Origin of the sequence: Nesterenkonia sp. CL21, from assembly GCF_031705515.1 — a bacterium.
Lineage (GTDB): Bacteria > Actinomycetota > Actinomycetes > Actinomycetales > Micrococcaceae > Nesterenkonia > Nesterenkonia aethiopica.
Genome location: NZ_JAUTWR010000004.1, coordinates 62,767 through 81,077, shown reverse-complemented (window position 1 = coordinate 81,077; position 18,311 = coordinate 62,767). Strand labels below are relative to the sequence as shown.

The following is an 18,311-nucleotide window of genomic DNA, read 5'->3' as shown; positions in this document are numbered from 1 at the left end:
ACTTCTCTGCGGCGGTGATTCGGGGTGTCAGTTCAGCTCCGCTTCCATCTCCGAGATCATGTTCTCCGCAGCATCCTGGGGCGACTGGCGCTCGAAGAACACCTCCATCTCATACCGGTAGATGATGTCCTGCAGGCCGGAGAAGCCCAGGGACGGCACCGGCTCGGGCCCGGCCAGCTCGTCCTCGATGTCGGCGATGAACTCGGCCGAGGCCAGATCAGGGCCCTCGAGTTCGGGCAGGATCGCCTCACGGACGGCATTGTTGCCCGGCAGCCCGCGGTCCACCAGGTTCAGCATTCCGGCCTCCTCGGAGTTGACGAAGAAGTCGATGAACAGCTGCGCCTCCTCCGGGTGGTCCGTGGTGGCCGCGGCGGACATCAGCATGGAGGACTTGTACCACATGCCGTTGTCCTCCGCGCTGCCGGTGCTGCTGGGGAATCGCAGCAGCTCCAGGTCCACGCCGGAGGCCTCGGAGAGCCCGTTGATCTGGTTGGTCCACCACGGGGCCATGGCCACCTGGCCGGTGCCCAGCAGGGACTGGTCCGGGCCGCTGGACTGGTTCTCCGACATCACCGCGGCCGAGGGGATGCCCTCGTCCACCAGGTCCAGGTAGTACTGGAAGTACTCGGCGGCGTCGTCGGCGTCGAAGCCCAGCTCGCCCTCGTCGGTGGTCATGTGCTGGTCCTGCTGGCGCAGCCAGATCTGGAAGCCGCCGGGCTCGTTGGGGTCATTGGTGCCGTAGCCGTCGTCGAGGTTCTCGCTCAGCTCGGCGCTGATCTCGGCAAAGTCGTCCCAGGTCCAGGTGGTGTCGTCCGGCATCTCAACGCCAGCTTCGTCGAAGAGCTCCGGGTTGGCGATCAGCGCCAGGGAGTTGATGCCGGTGGTGATGCCGAACAGGCCCTCCTCGGTGCGGCCGTTGTCCACCGCGTCCTGGTCGAATTCGGAGACGTCGACGTCGCTGAGGTCCAGCAGGGCTCCGCGGTCCGCGTACTCACGCAGGTACTTGTCGTCCATCTGGATGATGTCGGGCATCTCTCCGCCGGCGGACTGGGTGGCCAGCTGGTCCCAGTAGCCGGACCAGTCGCCGTACTCGGCGGAGATCGAGATGTGCGGGTGCTCCTCCTCGAAAGCGTCGATGATCTCTTGGGTGGTCTGGTGGCGGGAGTCCGAGCCCCACCAGGTGAAGCGCAGCTGGACGTCCTCGTCCCCGCCACCCTCCCCCGAGCCGCCGTCGGCGTCTCCGCCGCAGGCCGTCAGCGCCAGTGCTGACAGCGAGGTCACCGCCACTAGTCTGGACAGTCGTGTGAAGGTCGTCATGGAGTCCTCATTCATCGAGCGATACGGTGCGAGTCACCGCCGGCCCCCGAGCTGCGAGAGTGTGACCACCATCACTGGGCAAGCGGTTTCCACTGACTGTAGAGCGGTGTCGGAGACAGCGTCAACGGACTGACCGGCCTTCGCCGTTGCCCCTTGGACATGCAGTGATTCTCACCGCGTATGGGTGACCGCGCTCAGGTGAGCACCCGAGCATCGCGGCGTCAGTCTTTCCGCCCGATGAGCAGGCCCTCGTACTCCTGGGCGAAGTGCTCAGCAGAGGCCTGCATCCGGCACACGACGTCGGGGGCGCCGTCCGCATCCGCGGCGACCTGGACCAGAACCTGCAGCTGGGCGAGCCAGTCTCCCACCACATGGGCGTGCAGGAAGAACGCATTCCCCTGCCAGGCCGCGGAGGTGTGGGTCTCGTAGCCGTAGCCGGGCAGCGGGTGCTCTCGGTGGCCTCCCACGCGGTAGGGGAAGACCCTGCGGTCGCCGTCGGCGGTGGTCAGCAGGAGCTCTCCGCCGTCCGTGCCGCAGGTCAGCTCCAGAGAGTCGAACTCTGCCGACGACGCCCCCTCCAGGCGGACGCGGACGCGGAAGCTCTCGGCGTCGCGCGGCGCGGACGCGGGCAGCGCGACGCCGGCCACCGGCGTGAGCTCCCGGGTCCGGACGGGCTCAGGCTCCAGTTCGGGAGGAGACTCAGGCTCGGGAGACCGGCCGCTGCGCGTCCACGCGGCCAGCGGCTCGAGAAGCTCGCTCCACAGGGCGTCGTGCAGCAGCTGCGCGTCGGACTCGAGGTGCTGGTTGTCTCCGGTCACGACGACGGCGGCGTCCAGCCAGGGCACCACCAGCATGATCTGACCTCCCATCCCCCAGGCGGCGTAGCTCTCTCGCCGGCAGCGCCAGATCTGGTACCCATAACCCCACTGTGCCTCGGGATGCGCGAAGCCGCCGGTGACCGTGGGCGTCTGCACCGCTGTGGCGGCCTGCAGGAACTCGGCGGAGACCAGCTGCTCATCGCCCCACCGACCGCGCTGGAGGCACAGCTGGGCGATCCGCGCCAGGTCCCGCGGGGCGGCGAGCAGCCCCGAACCGCCATGGGCGACGCCGCCCGGATTCTCCACGACCTCCCGCCAGGTCGGTCGGCCGGCGAAGGCCTCCTCTGGGAGCCCCAGCGGGCTGCGCAGGGCGCGCAGCGGCCCCATGCCCAGGGGGCGGCCGATGCGGGCGGCGAAGAACTCCTCGAAGGGCAGCCCGGTCAGCCGCTCCACCAGGGCGGTGAGCACCAGGGTGGCGGAGGTGTCATAGGCGAAGACGGCGCCGGGAGGCCGGGTCGGCGCCACGGTGAAGAAGGTGCGGACCCAGTCCGCGTCCGCCACCTGGGTGTAGGTGCTCTGCCCGTGCACGGTGCGCATGGTCAGCAGGTCCTGAACCTCCATGGCCCGGATCCATGGGTGGGCGCCGTCGGCATGCTCGGGAAAGTGGTCGACGATGCGGTCATCCAGGCTGAGCGCGCCGTCGTCGAGGAGCACCCCGACCGCCAGCGCCACCAGTGACTTGCCCGCCGAGTAGAGCCGATGCGGACGGTTGGGTCCGTAGGGCCGCCAGTACGTCTCATGCTGCAGCTCCCCGGCGTGCACAACCACCACGCTGTGCATCACGAGACCTCGCGCCTGGAGCCGCGGAAGGAGGTGGTCCTCCACCTGCCGGCGGAACCATCCCGGTCCCGGGGCTGGCCTCACCGGAGGGTCTTCTCGAACCATGCGGCGGTGGCGGCCAGCGGCACGGCGATCTCCGGAATCTCCGGATACCAGGCGCGCTCCCACTCCAGGGAGATCCAGCCGGAGCCGCCGGCCAGCAGCCGGCCGATCTCCTCCAGCGGCAGGTCACCCTCCCCGGTCACGGCCGGAGTCCACCCGCGGTCCATCGAGGCGTCCTTGACCTGCACGTAGTGCGCGTTCTCACCCAGCAGGCGGGCGGAGTCTGCCGGCTCCTCTCCGTTGATGTACGGGTGCAGCACGTCCCAGATGACGCCGACTCGGGCGTCGTCGGCCAGCGGCCCCAGCAGCGCCAGGACGTCCTCGGCGGTCGGGTGGGAGTCGTGCGTCTCCAACAGCAGCTGCACCCCGGTGGCCTCGAGGTCCTCCAGCACCGCCTCGATCCTGCGCCGCGCGGCCGGGCGGCCGGCGGAGGTCCCGCCGGGGAACACGCGGATCGCCGGCGCCTCCATGACCTCGGCGAGCCGGATCAGTGCGCGCAGCTCCTCGATGACGGCGTCGTCGTCCCCATCCTCGCCGCCGCAGACCCGCGCATAGCCGGCCAGACAGGAGATCTGCAGTCCGGCGTCGGTGACGTGCTTCGCCGCCTCCCGGGCGGCCGTCTCCCCCATGCCGAGGGTGACCTCCTCATCGGGATGCACGCGCAGCTCGATCCCGTCGCAACCGTGATCCAGCCCGGTGCGGACTGCTTCCACCACGGGCCGGCCGGGCATCCCCAGCGTGCTGAAGCTCAGCCTCCAGGTCATGATCCTTCTCCCTCGTCGTAGCGCCGGACCTCTGCGGCCTCGAACCGCACCGTGATGAGCGCCGGCTCGCCGGCCCAGCGGAAGGAGACCTCCTCCGGGGTCACGGTCAGATCCACGACGCCGACCGGTGCGTCGGCAGTGGCCCTCACATCAGCGTCGACCCTCAGGTCAGCGTCTCCCGTGGAGCCAGTGTCGCCCTCGGCGTGACCGGCGGCAACATCGGCCGTCCGACCCGTCACGCGGGCGTGCGACACCAGCACGGCCGGCCCGGCCGTGACGGAGCCGCTGAGCGAGGCCTGCAGCGCAGGGATCTCGCACCATTCAGCGAATGCCGTGCCGGCGGGGGAGCTCAGCGTCTCCTCGCCGTGCCAGCCGTGCAGCCCCTGCAGGGTGGAGCGCAGGTGTCCGCCGGGCTGCACGGCCCAGCCGGTGTGCTGGACCTCCAGGGGGAAGCATGCACCGATGATCCGGTCGATGCGGACCTCGTCGGCTCCCCGGGCTACCACCCAGGACTCCACGCGGAGCCCGGGGATCGCCGGTGCACCCTGCGGGAAGATCGGCGTGTGCCAGGAGGCCGCCCACGCCCATCCGCCGCCCCCACCGGCCCCGATGCGGTGGATCCGACGGCGCACACTGGTGCGCCCGCGGAAACGGACGGCCACGTGGTTGTCCGGAACCTCGCCGCGCGGTGTGGGTCCGGTGGCCGTGGAGTACGCGAGCCGGGAGTAGAGCGGATCCTCCACGCCGGACTCCTCCCCCTGGTGCGGGCGGAGGTGGTCGCTGCCGTGGTTGTGGATCCGCACGACGCCGTCGTCACGGGTGGCCTGCACCGCCCAGCCGGTGGCGGACATGCCGAAGGCGACGTCATGGTCGTCCAGGGGTCGGCGCCCCTCCACGCTGCGCCACAGCGGTGCGTCATCGGGCTGCAGCAGCCCGACGAACGCCTTGGCGGCCCACAGCGGGGAGGCCGGCCCGGAGTAGCGCTGCACCGTGGCCGGATGCGGACCGTGCCAGCCGAGGCTCAGCAGCCCGTGCTCGGTGAGTGCGCCATGCTCCAGGAAGTGGCGCAGGGTGGCGTTCAGCAGCCGCTTGGACTCCCCCGGGGGCATCGGCGTGTCCCCGGTGACCGCCCCCAGCGCGACGGCGGCGACGGCGGCGAACCGGTAAGTCATGGAGCGGCCCTGGAACAGCGGGGCGCCGTCGGCGCCGAAGAGGTGCCGGTACTCCTGGAGGAACTCCTCCAGGCGGGAGCCGTGGATCCCCGACTCGCCCCGCAGGTGGTCGTCCAGGACCGGATAGAGGTGCAGCGCCCAGCCGATGTAGTGGTCGATGCTCTGCCCGTCGCCGTCGGTGTACCAGCCCTGCCCGAGGTTCCACTGCTCCAGCAGGTGCAGGGCCCGCTCCCGGGCGGCCGCGGTGAGCTCGTCCCCACGGCCCACGGACTCCAGGAAGCCGGCCACCGAGTAGGGGAAGAGGTACCAGTTGTTGGCCGCCGGCAGGGAGGTGATCGCTCCGCGCAGCCAGGACTCCACGGCGTCCTGGACGTCCTCGTCGAGCCGGTCCCACAGCCAGGGGCGGGTCAGGCGCAGACACAGCGCGATGGAGGCGGACTCCACCATCGGCTGCCCCTGGACGTCATGGTCGCGGATGGTCAGCCACGGCTCCGCCTCGGGGGTCTCGGCGGACGCGGTCCCGGCCCGCAGGCCTTCGGCGTAGCGGTCCAGCCAGCCGTGCGGGTCCGCGCCGTCGGCCCCGCGGACCCGGAAGGCGGCGGCCAGGAAGGACCGTGCGAAGCCCTCCAGGCCGTCCGAGCGGACCCCGCTGCCCGATGCGGGGCCGGGCAGGTTCAGATGCGCCCCGCCGGGACTCGCCCACTGCCAGGCCGAGCCGACCAGGTGGTCCGCCATCGCCTCCCAGTGGGCGCGTGTGTATCCCGTGTACGGGCTGGTCTCCCGGTCCTCCTCGGGGAAGGGGATCCTGGAGCCCGGGAGGATGTCACCGGGACGGACGATGTGCTGGTGACCTGGGGGCATGGAAGGGCTCGCCTTTCTGTGGTCAGGCTTCATTGATCTCATGGACGACCAGGGGACGGGAAGACCCCAGGCCCAGCGGTTTGTCCCCGTCGTTTTCGTCTGTCCCCTCCGAATTCCACGGGGACAGACGAAAACGACGGGGACAAACGGGCTTCTGAGGGGCAGGATCCGTCACACTCACCGCGTGCCCACCCGCAGCCGCGGCACCGCCAGCAGCCCGGAGGCGACGTCGGCGAGCGCCAGCTCCAGGGCCTGCATGCCGAAGCGGCGGCCGTGATGCTCCCGGGCGGTCTCCACCATGCGGGTCAGGGCGTCGTCGGCGGCCAGGCGGTGGCTGGTGACATTGGCGACCTCCACGCTGAGCACATGGGTGCCCCCGGGGGTGACCAGTCCGGTGAGGTCCACCCGGTACGGGGTCCGCCAGACCACGCCGGCCTCGCGCCCGTCCACCCGAACCACCGCCACCACGCCCACCGGCGGAGTCACCTCGGCCCGGAAGGAGGCCTCCATGAGTCCGCTGGAGGCGGGATCGGCCAGCTCATGCGGCTCGGCGGCTCCGAAGTCGAGGATCACCTGCCGGGCGTCGTCGTCCACCCGGAGGGTGGTCGTGTACTCGGCGGTGCCGGAGTACAGCTCCCGCCCGGGCACCTGCTCCCACTGATGCGGCAGCGAGACGGGACGCGGCTCCGGCTCGTCCGGAAAGCGCACCTGCCAGTCGGTGAGCTCGACGGCGGCCTCGTCCCCGGCCGCCGAGGTGCTGCTCGGGTTCACCTGGTCACCCTCCTGAGGCTCGCCGTCGTGCTGGATCAGCACGGCGGCCTCATAGGCCTCCAGACGCAACGGCAGGTCGCCGCCCTCGCCGCCCGGATCCAGGTGATGGACGCTGAGCACCTCACCGGTCTCCGCATCCCAACGCTCCACCGTGGACCCGGCGGGGTCCCGCCCGGGGTCCTGTCGGAAGGACAGCGTCACCTCGGCAGGCGCGGAGCCGGTGTTCGCCACGAAGTGCACCCGCAGGGCCGATCGGCCCGCCCCCAGCTGCCGGGTGGTCACGGCGACGGTCTCGTTCGGCGCGCCGTCGGCTCCGGCCAGGCGCACCGGGCCGGACACCCACCGGGTCGCCTCAGCGGCCGAGTCCACGCTCACCCCGAGCCGCGCAGTGCCGCCGAGGTCCAGCACCGCCCCGCCGGCCTCCCACACGGCGGCCAGCCAGGCCCGCGTGGGCTCCGGGATGTCGCGGGCGGACGGAAGCACCACCACGGGGAACCGCCCCGGATCCAGGTGGGCGACGGCGTCGTCGTCGAACAGGTCGAAGTCCGCCCCGGCGGTGCGCAGCGCATGCGGCAGCTCGTCGCCGATGTGCTGCCGGGTCTCCTTGTAGAGGTCGCGGCGGCCGGCGGCGGCGAATCCGGCATAGACGTCCCGGGCGGGCACGTAGATCCCGACGTCGGAGAGGCGGCGCCCCTGCCGCATCAGCCAGGACAGCCGGTGGACGGTGCCCCACAGGGCCGGAGCGGCGGCCCACCAGGTGTTGCGATCATCCAGAGCCCCGGAGGCGTAGAAGACCCGCCCCAGGCTGCCGTCCTCGGGCCGCGAAGAGTTCGGCCAGCCGTGGCCGATGAACTGGTTGATGCCCATCAGCAGGTGGTCCTGGGCCTCGGCCAGGATGTCCAGCGGGGTGGAACGGAAGGACGGCGAGTGCGTCCAGGTCCAGGCCTCGGAGGAGATCACCTGCTGGCCGTGGATCTGCCCGGCGGAGCTGGCCCACCGGCAGGCGGTGACCACGTCCCAGCCCCAGCCCTCGCCCTCATAGCGGTCCGCGTACCGGTAGGAGCTTACCGTGGTGGCAGGCTCCCCATAGCCCTGGATCCGGAACGGCACACCCTTCTGCCGGGCCCAGTCGCCGATCACGCGGATGAAGTTCTCCTCCAGCAGCTCGGTGAGCGTGCGGTGGTAGTCCGCGCGGAACGCGGCGCCCTCCTGCCCGGGCAGGGGCAGCTTCCACAGGTGAGGCACGACGTCGTAGCCGCGTCGGGCGGCGAACTCCTCCGGCAGCCGCGGCGTCCAGTCGGCGTCGTAGACCTCGAGGCTGTCGCAGAACACGGTGCCGATCCGATCGACCCCGACAGCCTCGACCAGCGGCTCCGCGACGGCGTCGAGATGGGCGCGGGCAGCCTCGGCCGAGAGGTGGTCCAGCGCCCAGCCCTCGGCCCCGACGGCGGCACGTTTCAGCGCCTGCCGGGTCAGCCGGGACACTGCAATGAGGACCACCCGCGGCCCCCGGCCCTCCGGGATGAGCAAGTCCCCGCCGTCGGTCGCCAGCGGGGTGAAGCCCTCAGGCGTCTCGTAGGTGGTGCCCTCGCCGATGTAGCCGGCGATGAACTCGTCGCCGGGCCAGACGGCGGGGATCGGCAGCCGATGCGCGGCCATCGCGACCTCTTCGTGGGTCCAGCTGATCTTCCGGGCCGCCGTGGACTCGTCCACATGGGGCCCGCCGTAGGGCCAGCCGGAGCCCAGGGTGACGTCGAAGCGCAGGCCCCGCTGCTGTGCGGCCTCGGCCGCGAACCGCAGATCCGCCAGGAAGGTGCCCGAGAGGTAGCGGTCCGTCCCGGCGCTGAGCGGGTAGACCACGGCGACCTCGACCCCGCCCAGGCCTGCCTCGCGCATCCGGTCCAGATCTCGCGCCAGATCCTCCCGGCGCACGTCCGGACCGAACCACCACCAGCGCATCATGGGCCGGGCTGCCGGGTCGGGGGCGCGGAAGCCCTCCCACAGCTCCGCCCGGGCCACCTGGGCCCCCACGGGAACCTCTGCGGGGGTCTGGGCGGGGGTCTCAGCGCGAGTCTGGGCGGGGGAAGCGGCCGGCGTCATGGAGTGCCTCTCAACGGTGTCGGATGGGTGGTCGTGCTGGAGGGGACGGCCTCGCACCAGGCCGTCCCCTCCTCGAGACCCCGCAGGGTCTCCGCCGCCGGGCGGATCACAGGGACCCGACGACGCGTCTTCTGCCGGACCGGGCCGGCGTCGGCCGTCCTCAGCCGATGGTGGACTCGAACTCGGCGTGCATGGCCTCCGCCGCCTCGGCCGGGGTCATGCGCTCGAAGAACACCTCGGCCTCATAGCGGTGGATGACGTCGGCCAGCTGCCCGAATCCGGTGGCGGGCACCGGCACCGGCTCGCCGAGCTCGTCCTCGATGGCGTCCATGAACTCCGTGGCGGCCGCATTGGCCTCGTCCATGCTGTCCATCAGCTGGGGCCTGATCTCCGTGTTGGCGGAGAGGCCGCGGTCGGTCATGTTGATCTCCGCGGAGCGCAGGTCATTGACGAAGAAGTCCAGGAACTCCACGACCTCCTCCGGATGGTCGGTGGTCGCTGAGGCGGAGATCATGCCGGTGTTGTACCACTGCTGGGCGTCCGCCACCTCCCCGGTGGGGCTGGGCAGACGCAGCAGCTCCAGCTCCTCCCCGCCGGCATCCCGCAGGGCACCCAGCAGATTGGTCCAGCTGAACGCCATCGCCGCGCCGCCGGTGGCCTCCAGCGACTGGTCCTGCGGGGCCGTGAGCTCCTCCACCATGATCTCCGCCGGAGGGTAGGCCCCGGACCGGCGCAGCTCATCGGTGAAGCGCAGATACTCCTCGAGGTGCTCGACCTCCACCCCGAGTTGACCGTCCGCGTCGGTGAGCTGGGCGCCCTGCTGGCGCACCCAGGCCTGCAGCGACTGCGGCTCGGCTGGTCCGGAGGCGCCGTAGACGCCGTCGAGCTCCGCACTGATCTGCTCCGCGATCTGCGCGAAGTCGTCCCAGGTCCAGGTGGAGTCGTCGGGCATCTCGACGCCGGCCTCCTCGAAGAGCCGCGGGTTGGCCACCACGGCCACCGCGTTCACTCCGGAGGCCAGCCCGTAGTATTCGCCGTCGACTGTGCCGGACTCGATGACCTCCTCCGGCATGGCGCCCAGATCCACCGCCGAGAGGTCCATCAGGGCGCCGCGCTCCCCGTACTCGCGCAGATACGGGGCGTCCATCTGGAAGATGTCAGGCGCCTGGCCTCCGGCGGACTGGGTGGCCAGCTGGTCCCAGAACCCGTCCCAGTCGTTGTACTCGATGACCACCTCGATGTGCGGGTGGTCCTCCTCGAAGATCTCGATGATCTCTTCGGTGTTCTGCACCCGGGTGTCCGAACCCCAGAAGGCGAAGCGGAGCGTGACGTCCGCGTCTGCCGCGTCGGCGTCCCCGTCGCCCGCACCGCCGGCGCCGCAGCCCGTGAGGGCCACGACGGCGGCGAGCGCAGCGCCGCTCAGGCGTGCGGTGCGGGCGTCCATCACTCGAGGATCCGGTTCGCGGCGTCAACGAAGGACTCGGCCGCCTCATCGGCGTCCATGCGGCCGAAGAAGACGTCCTGACTGCGCAGGGAGAGCTCGTCGGAGATGCCGGTGAACCCGACCGGCGGCATGGGCTCGGCCGAGGAGATCTCATCCCCGAGCTCGTCCACCAGCTCAGCGACCACGAGGTCCTGGCCGTCCACCTCCTCGACCACGGCCTCGCGCACCTCGTCGTTGGACGGCAGGCCGCGGTCCATCATGTTGTGCCTCCCGGCGTCCACCGAGTTGATGAAGTGGTCGATGAACAGCTGCGCCTCCTCGGGGTGGTCGCTGCCTGCGGTGGCGCCCAGCAGCATGGTGTTCTTGAACCAGAGGCCGTTGTCCTCGGCCTGACCGGTGGGGCTGGGGAACCGCAGCGGGATCAGGTCCACTCCCGCCGCCTCGGTCAGGGCGGGCAGCTGGTTGGTCCAGGACATGCCCATGGCGGCGCGGTGGGTGGCGATCAGGGAGTCCTCCATGACGGCGGACTCCTCCTCGGCCATCTCCGAGGCGCTCGGCAGGCCCCCTTCGTCGATGAGCTCCTCGAGGAAGGTGAAGTACTCCTCGATGTCCTCGGCCTCGGCTCCGAGCTGGCCCTCCTCGGTGAACAGCCCCTTGTCCTGCTGGCGCAGCCAGACCATGAGCGTCTGGGCGATGGGGTTGTTGGTGCCGTAGGCGCCGGTCGCCTCCTGGATGGTCGAGGAGATGTCGATGAAGTCGTCCCAGGTCCAGGTGGTGTCATCGGGGATCTCCACCCCGGCCTCGTCGAAGAGCTCCGGGTTGGCCATCATGACCAGGGCGTTGACGCCGGTGGGGATGGCGTACTGGACACCGTCGGACTGGCCGCCCTCCACGATCGTGGGGTCGATGCCGGAGGTGTCGACGTCGGTCAGCTCCAGCAGGGCGCCGCGGTCGGCGTACTCACGGATGAACTCGTCGTCGAGCTGCACGACGTCGGGAGCGTCGCCCGAGGCGACCTGGGTGGCCAGGGTGTCCTGGTAGCCCGTCCAGTCGTTGAACTCGCCGTCGATGGTGATGTGCGGGTGCTCCTCGGTGAAGTCGTCGATGATCGCCTGAGTGTTGGCGTGCCGGTGGTCGGACCCCCACCAGGCCACACGGAGGTGGACCTCCTCGTCCCCTCCGGCGTCTCCTCCGCCGTCTGCGCCGCCGCAGGCTGTGAGCGTCACGGCCCCGACGGCGGCGGCCGCGGTCAGCGTGACCAGCTTCCTGTGCTTCATGCGTGTCCCCTCATGTGTGCGGTGATGGGGCACCGAGTCTGAAGTGCAACGATTCAATCTCGCGCCCCGCTCCTGAGCGATCAGGTTGCCCATCAGGCTATGTGTGACACACAGCACAGTCAATGAATCGATTCATACTCGGCGATGCCCGTCGCACATCGCCCGATGCACCGACACGCCCCACCCAGATCGCTGAGCCCCGACCACCTGCCTGGGGATCGAGAATCTGGGTGGGGCGTGGGCAGCGCCGGCAGCGTCGCTCAGCCGTGCACCGGATGCTCCCCGGCGCCATGGCCCTTGCCGTTGTTGTTGCCCGGCCCGCGCGGCGGCGTGCGGTCGCCGTCGCCCGCGCCGCCGTCACCCGAGCCGCTGCCGACCTCCGGCATCAGCTCGATGACCGTGGGCTCTTCGATGGCGCCGATGCGCGCGCCGGTGCCCTCGGGGGCGACGTCGGTCAGCTCCAGCAGACCGTGCATCTGCACCGAACCGTCCTCACCGATCTCGGGGCGGACGCCGTCGACATCCACGGACTCGAACCAGTCCTCGGTCACCTCCGCCGGGCGGGAGTCGTCTTCACCGGCCCGCTGCCCGTCGAAGTAGTTGCTCGGGTCCTGCAACAGCGAGGTGTCCTCCTGGTCCAGCTGCAGCGAGTCCTCGCGGCTGCCCCGCCAGGACAGCGCACCGGTGATCTCATAGGCCGTCTCCGGCGCGTTGGTGTGCAGCTGGATGCCGGACCCACCCATCTCCTCGGAGACCAACCCGTTGCCCACGGTGGTGACGTCCTGCAGGCGCACATCCGGGCCGGAGTTCGAGGTCACCCCGTGGGAGAGGTTGTTGTAGGCCACCGAGTTGCGCAGCAGGTGGTCCCCCGGCATGGACTCGCCGCCGAGCTTGAAGCCGTTGCCCTGGCGCAGGACGTCCAGACCCTGCTCCTCGAGCCAGCCGTTGCTGTAGGCCACTGAGTCCTCGATGGTCACGGTGCCGATCGACCCGGTGGTCGACTTCGCATAGAGGTCATAGCCGTCGTCGATGTTGTGATGCGAGATCGTGTGGCGGAAGACGTTGCCCTCCCCCACGGTGAGCTTGGCGGCGAAGCCGTCGGCGTCGTTGACGTTGGGGTCCGCGTTGTTGTGCGACTCCGAGGAGACCACCAGGTTGTGGGAGGGCCACATCTCGAACGGCTCGTTGCCGTTGCCGGAGATCTGCAGTCCGGTGTCCCCGTTGTGGTGGGTCTCGATCCGTTCGATCACGTTGTGGTGGCCCTGGATGAGCAGCGGCTTCTGATAGCCGCGCGAGCGGGTGATCTCCAGGTCATGGAGGTGCCAGTGGTCGCCCCGCAGCACCAGGCCGCCGGTGGAGGACTCCGAGAGGTCCAGGGTGGCGCGGCCCTCGGGGGAGGACATCAGCGTGATGGGCTGCTCGGCGGTGCCGTCGCGGCCCCGCTCGACGACGATCGCCTCCTGCGGCCGATACGTGCCCTCGGCCAGCACGATCTGCTGACCCGGCTGGGCATAGGCGACCGCGGTGGGCAGGTCCAGCGGGTCCGCCTGGGTGCCGTCACCGTCGGCGTCGCCGTTCGGGGCCACGTGGAGGGACTCTCCCGGGTCGCCGTAGCGGGCCACATGGAAGCTCAACTCCAGCTCCACCGGATCGGTGGAGGCCAGCTCCTCCCAGTCCTCGTAGTGCAGCTGCTCCTCGTGTGGGGTCAGCCGGGCGGTGAAGGAGTTGTCCCCGGGCTCCAGTCCGGCGAGCTCCACCAGCTCGCGTTGGCCGGGCTCGAGGCCCACCGTCTCGGTGGCCTCCTCGCCGTCCTCGTCGAGGATGACGGCCTCGCCGTAGGCGTCGGCGAGCAGCGGCACCTCGATCTCAGCATGCGGGGTGGTGCTGGTGATGTCTGTGGACAGGGTCGGTGTCACCTGCTCGGTGGGACGCTCCAGCGGATCCTCGTCGTCGTCCGGATGGATGGTGGTGAAGCTCCAGTCGGTGACGGCGGTGCGGATGTTGCGTGCGGTGAACAGCCCGACGTAGTAGCGCTCCTCGTCCTGGACCAGGAGCATGTCCGGGTCGTAGCTGATGGACTCGAGCTCTTCGCCATCGCGGTGCCAGATCGCGTGGAACCCGGTGTTGGACTTCCGCAGGCTCAGCTCGTAGACGTCCCCGGCCTCGAACCGGGGCGGGTTGGTGTTGCCCCCCTCCGCGAGGCCGTCCTTGTGGTGCCAGTCGAAGGCCCGGGAATCGGTCATGTCCCGGTCCGAGGAGTTCTGCGTGGGGGCCTCCGTATAGCCGTGGACGACCTTCCCGCCGGGGGTGCCGTAGCGGGTGCCGGTCTCGCCGTCGAGGCTGGTGTGGTACTTCGCGACCTGCGTCCCGGCGGAGTTGAAGTACCGGGCGGCGCCGGAGTTCGGAATGAAGTCGTCGACGGCGATCAGCCCGAACCCGGACTGATTGTCCTTGCCGGAGGCGTCCTCGACCTCGAAGGTCGCCTCCAGGGTGAAGTTCTCCGTCTCCGGGTCGACCTCGGTGTAGTGGTACCAGAAGCCGTCCTCGGAGTCGGCGATCTTGCCGCTGTTGCCGACGGCGTCGAAGGTGAGTGTGCCGTCGTCGTGGGTGATGACCTCGCCGCCGGCGCCCACTCCGGCGTGGGCGGTGTGCCAACGGTCGGCGTCTTCGGGGCCGGTGGCACTCTCCGTGGCAGCAGTGGCGCCGGTGATCGTGGTGGCCAGCAGCGCCGAGGCGGTGAGCAGCGCCAGCGGTGCGCGGCGGATGCGGCGGCGTGGGGAATCCATGGATCTCCTCAGGGAGTGGGCGGTAGGACCCCCTGACCCTATGTGTGAGGTGAGTCACTGCTCAATGCTGAGGAGAGCGTTTTCCGGTGCCGATGCGGCATGCGGCGATACAGCGCGGGAATGGCCCCCGCGCGCCCCGACCAGATTCTCGAGCCCCTCGCATCTGCGTGGGGATCAGAGATCTGGACGGGGCGGGCGCGGCGGAGCGGGACAGGTGCGGCGGAGCGGGACAGGTGCGACGGGGCGCGCGGGGCAGGGCGACAGAGGCGCGCAGCCCGCTACCGGATCTCGGACTCCATCTCGGAGACCATCGCCGCCGCGGCGTCGGCCGGGGACATGCGGTCGAAGAGCACCTCGTCCTGGTACCGGTAGAGGATCTGCTGGAACGCAGACCCGCCCATGGCCGGCACGGGCTCAGAGGGGCCGAGCTCCCCCTCGATCTGGTCGATGTATTCGGCCATCACCAGCTGGGCGCCGTCGAGCTCCTCGGTGACCACCTGGCGGATCTCGTTGTTCGGCGGGATGCCACGCTCGGCCATGTCGATCAGCGCGGCCTCCTCCGAGTTGACGAAGAAGTCGATGAACTGCTGGACCTCCTCCGGGTGATCGGTGGTCGCGCTGCCGGAGAGGAACATCGAGGACTTGTACCAGGGCATGGCATCCTCGGCACTGCCGGTGTGGCTGGGGAACCGCAGCAGCTCCAGCTGGGTGCCCGCCGATTCGGAGAGCGCCACCGACTGGTTGGACCACCAGGCGCGCATCGCCACCTGGCCGGCGGTGGTCAGCGACTGATCCGGCCCCACTCCCTGGTCCTCCGCGAGCGCGGAGGCCGACGGCGTGGCTCCGGCCTCCAGCAGCTCGACGAGGTACTCGAAGTAGCTCTCGGCATCCTCCGCGGTGAAGCCGAGCTGCCCGTCCTCATCGCTGAGATGTCCGCCCTGCTGGCGGACCCAGGTCTGGAATCCGCCGGTCTCGTCGAAGCCGCCAGCACCCCAGGCGCCGTCGAGGCCCTCGCTGAGCTCGACGGCGATGTCCCGGTAGTCGCCCCAAGTCCAGGTGGTGTCGTCCGGCATGTCCACCCCGGCCTCCTCGAAGAGGTCCGGATTGGCCAGGACGGTGAAGGCGTTGATGCCGATGGTCACCCCGTACAGGCCGCCCTCGGTGCGGCCGTTGTCCACCACGGTCTCATCCATCTGCGAGGTGTCCACCTCGTCCAGGTCCAGCAGCGAGCCGCGGTCCGCGTACTCGCGCAGGTACAGCTCGTCCATCTGGATGATGTCCGGGGCATCGGCGGCGGCGGTCTGCGTGGCCAGCTGATCCCAGTAGCCGTCCCAGTCGCCGAAGTCTCCATTGATGCTGATGTGCGGGTGCTCCGCTTCGAAGGCATCGATGATCTCCTGGGTGTTCTGGTGACGGGCGTCCGAGCCCCACCAGACGAAGCGGAGGGTGACGTCGCCGTCGTCGCCCTCTTGTCCTCCGCAGCCGGCGAGCACCAGCGTGGCGGCGGCGAGGCCGGCGGTCAGAACCGTGGCGCGACGGCGGCGGCGCGGCACGGGCGTGGAACGGCGATGGTCCATGATGTCCCCCTGGAGAGTGATCGTTCACCTTGTCCTGACAATCTAAGGTGACTCACCTCACAGGTCAATGATGATCCCCGAAGGCAACCACCACGGGGCGGAGACGGCGTATCGGCGGGTCGGTGGGGCCTCAGGGCAGCCGGGTGCTCTCCCGGAGCACGGGGGCGCCCTCCACCACCATGCGGCGTTCGGCATCCCCGGGTGCCAGCGTCATCGACGCCGTCATCCGGCCGATCTCTTCCAGGGGCAGCCGGACGGTGGTGATCGAGGGGAACTGGTCGGCCAGCGTCGGAATGTCGTCGAAGCCGGCGAGCGCGACATCCTCGGGAACGCGCAGTCCCGCCTCGCGGATCGCCGCCAGGGCACCCAGCGCCATGACGTCGTTGACGCAGAACACGCACAGCGGCGCGCCCCCCTCAGACCCCTCCGCCGCGGAGACCGCACCGGAGCTGATGAGCTCGCCCATCATGAAGTAGCCGCCGTCGCGGGTGAAGGTGCCCTCCTTGACCACCTCCGGAACGACGCCGGCCGCCTTGAGCTTGGCGATGAACCCGTCGGAGCGCTGCGCCGAGGTGGACAGCTCCTGCTCTCCGCTGAGCACGGCGAAGCGCCGGTGCCCAAGCTTGAGCAGCTCGGAGGCCAGCGCGGCGGCCCCGGCCTCGTTGTCGATCTGCACACCGCCGGCGGTCGGAAAGGGCTGACCGATCATGGAGACCTTCCCGCCGTTGTCCTGATAGGTCTCCAGCACCTTCTGCAGCAGGGCGTCGTCCTCCATGCCGCGGGAGCCGGCCAGGAGTATCGCATCGGTCCGGTATGACATGAAGGCGCGCACCGCCTCCACCTCCGCCGCGGCCTCGCGCTCCGTGGAGGCCAGCATGAGCTGGACGCCGGTCCCGGCCAGGCCGCGCTGCGCCCCGCGGGCGATCGAAGAGAAGTACGGATCGGCGATGTCATGGACGATCAGGCCCATCAGGCCGGCCGAGGACCGGGCAAGCGCTTGCGCCTGCGCATTGGGGAAATAGCCCAGCTCCTCGGCGGCCGCGCGCACGCGGTCGGCGATCTCGGGCTTGGGCCGACGGGTGGATCCGTTGAGCACTCGGGAGGCCGTGGACTGGGACACCCCGGCGGCCTTGGCCACGTCGGCCAGACGGACAGCCATCTGAAGCTCCTGCCTGTGACAGTTGACACACTCTTTGGAGCGATACTACCGTGGAAAGCGCATTCCAACATCATCGCCCCGCCAGACCCCCTGCAAGGAGCCCCGATTCCATGACTGAGCCCCGCGTCCTCCGCATCGCCATGAACGGCATCACCGGCCGGATGGGCTACCGCCAGCACCTGCTGCGCTCCATCCTCCCCATCCGCGACCAGGGCGGCATCACGCTCGCCGACGGCTCCAAGGTCACCGTCGAGCCGATCCTCGTCGGTCGCAACGAGTCCAAGATCAAGGAGCTCGCCGCCAGGCACGACGTCGAGCACTGGACCACCGACCTCGACGGGGCCATCAACGACCCGTCAGTGGACATCGTCTTCGACGCCTCCATGACCTCCCTGCGCCCCGCCACGCTGTCCAAGGCGATCGCCGCCGGCAAGCACATCTTCACCGAGAAGCCCACCGCCGAGACCCTCGAGGAGGCCGTGGACCTGGCGCGCCAGGCCAAGACCGCCGGCATCACCGCCGGCGTCGTCCACGACAAGCTCTACCTGCCCGGCCTGGTGAAGCTGCGCCGCCTGGTGGACGAGGGCTTCTTCGGCCGCATCCTCTCCCTGCGCGGCGAGTTCGGGTACTGGGTCTTCGAGGGCGAGGTCCAGCCCGCCCAGCGCCCCTCCTGGAACTACCGTCTGGCCGACGGCGGCTCCATGACCACTGACATGTACTGCCACTGGAACTACGTGCTCGAAGGCATCATCGGCACGGTCAAGTCCGTCACCTCCAGGACCGCCACCCACATCCCCACGCGCTGGGACGAGAACGGCGAGCCCTACGACGCCGACGCCGACGACGCCGCCTACGGCATCTTCGACCTGGAGACCCCGCAGGGCGACCAGGTGGTCGGCCAGATCAACTCCTCCTGGGCGGTGCGCGTCTACCGCGACGAACTCGTGGAGTTCCAGATCGACGGCACCCACGGCTCCGCCGTCGCCGGCCTGAACAAGTGTGTGGCCCAGCAGCGCGCCCACACGCCGAAGCCGGTGTGGAACCCGGACCTCCCGGTCACCGAGTCCTTCCGCGACCAGTGGATGGAGGTCCCCGCCAACGCCGAGCTGGACAACGGCTTCAAGCTGCAGTGGGAGGAGTTCCTCGCCGACGTCGTCGCCGGCCGTGAGCACCGCTTCGGCCTGCTCTCCGCCGCCCGCGGCGTCCAGCTCGCCGAGCTCGGCCTGAAGTCCCACGCCGAGCGCCGCACCCTCGACATCCCGGAGATCACCCTGTGAGCACCACCAGCACCACCAGCGCTGCCAGCGCCCCCGCGCAGCAGAC

At 70.1% G+C, this 18,311-nt stretch carries 11 protein-coding genes; 1 reads left to right on the top strand and 10 read right to left on the bottom strand.

Features of this window, described 5'->3' with window-relative positions; all coding sequences use genetic code 11:
• Positions 1-27: 27 nt before the first annotated feature.
• From Q7C18_RS08435 to Q7C18_RS08390, 10 genes are all read right to left on the bottom strand, one after another.
• Positions 28-1,317, bottom strand: coding sequence for an extracellular solute-binding protein (locus tag Q7C18_RS08435; protein WP_311025000.1), 1,290 nt, complete (start codon positions 1,315-1,317; stop codon positions 28-30).
• A 221-nt stretch (positions 1,318-1,538) separates the two neighbouring features.
• Complete coding sequence (locus tag Q7C18_RS08430; protein WP_311024999.1) at positions 1,539-2,966, bottom strand: serine hydrolase; 1,428 nt, start codon at positions 2,964-2,966, stop codon at positions 1,539-1,541.
• Positions 2,967-3,055: 89 nt separating this feature from the next.
• Positions 3,056-3,841, bottom strand: coding sequence for a sugar phosphate isomerase/epimerase family protein (locus tag Q7C18_RS08425; RefSeq protein WP_311024998.1), 786 nt, complete (start codon positions 3,839-3,841; stop codon positions 3,056-3,058).
• Complete coding sequence (locus Q7C18_RS08420; RefSeq protein ID WP_311024997.1) at positions 3,838-5,874, bottom strand: DUF2264 domain-containing protein; 2,037 nt, start codon at positions 5,872-5,874, stop codon at positions 3,838-3,840. Before Q7C18_RS08420 ends, Q7C18_RS08425 begins: the two co-directional genes overlap by 4 nt.
• A 177-nt stretch (positions 5,875-6,051) precedes the next feature.
• On the bottom strand, positions 6,052-8,745 hold the full coding sequence (locus tag Q7C18_RS08415) for a glycosyl hydrolase (protein WP_311024996.1): 2,694 nt from the start codon (positions 8,743-8,745) through the stop codon (positions 6,052-6,054).
• A 160-nt stretch (positions 8,746-8,905) separates the two neighbouring features.
• A complete protein-coding gene (locus Q7C18_RS08410; protein ID WP_311024995.1) occupies positions 8,906-10,189 on the bottom strand; it encodes an extracellular solute-binding protein in 1,284 nt (427 codons plus the stop codon).
• Positions 10,189-11,466, bottom strand: a complete 1,278-nt coding sequence (locus Q7C18_RS08405) for an ABC transporter substrate-binding protein (protein WP_311024994.1) — start codon at positions 11,464-11,466, stop codon at positions 10,189-10,191. The genes Q7C18_RS08410 and Q7C18_RS08405 overlap by 1 nt, the downstream gene beginning before the upstream one ends.
• 260 nt (positions 11,467-11,726) lie before the next feature.
• Complete coding sequence (locus Q7C18_RS08400) at positions 11,727-14,252, bottom strand: right-handed parallel beta-helix repeat-containing protein (protein WP_311024993.1); 2,526 nt, start codon at positions 14,250-14,252, stop codon at positions 11,727-11,729.
• Positions 14,253-14,530: 278 nt separating this feature from the next.
• Complete coding sequence (locus Q7C18_RS08395) at positions 14,531-15,829, bottom strand: extracellular solute-binding protein (RefSeq protein WP_311024992.1); 1,299 nt, start codon at positions 15,827-15,829, stop codon at positions 14,531-14,533.
• A 130-nt stretch (positions 15,830-15,959) separates the two neighbouring features.
• Positions 15,960-16,988 carry a LacI family DNA-binding transcriptional regulator gene (locus tag Q7C18_RS08390; RefSeq protein WP_311024991.1) on the bottom strand — a complete coding sequence of 343 codons (1,029 nt, stop codon included), beginning with the start codon at positions 16,986-16,988 and terminating at the stop codon, positions 15,960-15,962.
• Positions 16,989-17,098: 110 nt separating this feature from the next.
• On the opposite strand from Q7C18_RS08390, the gene Q7C18_RS08385 reads away from it, so the two are divergent.
• Positions 17,099-18,265, top strand: coding sequence for a Gfo/Idh/MocA family oxidoreductase (locus tag Q7C18_RS08385; RefSeq protein ID WP_311024990.1), 1,167 nt, complete (start codon positions 17,099-17,101; stop codon positions 18,263-18,265).
• Positions 18,266-18,311: the final 46 nt, after the last annotated feature.

Bases quoted from the DNA above. Each gene is read 5' to 3' on its own strand.
- Q7C18_RS08435 (WP_311025000.1), bottom strand. From the start codon at position 1,317: ATGACGACCTTCACACGACTGTCCAGACTAGTGGCGGTGACCTCGCTG.
- Q7C18_RS08425 (WP_311024998.1), bottom strand. From the start codon at position 3,841: ATGACCTGGAGGCTGAGCTTCAGCACGCTGGGGATGCCCGGCCGGCCC.
- Q7C18_RS08420 (WP_311024997.1), bottom strand. From the start codon at position 5,874: ATGCCCCCAGGTCACCAGCACATCGTCCGTCCCGGTGACATCCTCCCG.
- Q7C18_RS08415 (WP_311024996.1), bottom strand. From the start codon at position 8,745: ATGACGCCGGCCGCTTCCCCCGCCCAGACTCGCGCTGAGACCCCCGCC.
- Q7C18_RS08410 (WP_311024995.1), bottom strand. From the start codon at position 10,189: ATGGACGCCCGCACCGCACGCCTGAGCGGCGCTGCGCTCGCCGCCGTC.
- Q7C18_RS08405 (WP_311024994.1), bottom strand. From the start codon at position 11,466: ATGAAGCACAGGAAGCTGGTCACGCTGACCGCGGCCGCCGCCGTCGGG.
- Q7C18_RS08400 (WP_311024993.1), bottom strand. From the start codon at position 14,252: ATGGATTCCCCACGCCGCCGCATCCGCCGCGCACCGCTGGCGCTGCTC.
- Q7C18_RS08395 (WP_311024992.1), bottom strand. From the start codon at position 15,829: ATGGACCATCGCCGTTCCACGCCCGTGCCGCGCCGCCGCCGTCGCGCC.
- Q7C18_RS08390 (WP_311024991.1), bottom strand. From the start codon at position 16,988: ATGGCTGTCCGTCTGGCCGACGTGGCCAAGGCCGCCGGGGTGTCCCAG.
- Q7C18_RS08385 (WP_311024990.1), top strand. From the start codon at position 17,099: ATGACTGAGCCCCGCGTCCTCCGCATCGCCATGAACGGCATCACCGGC.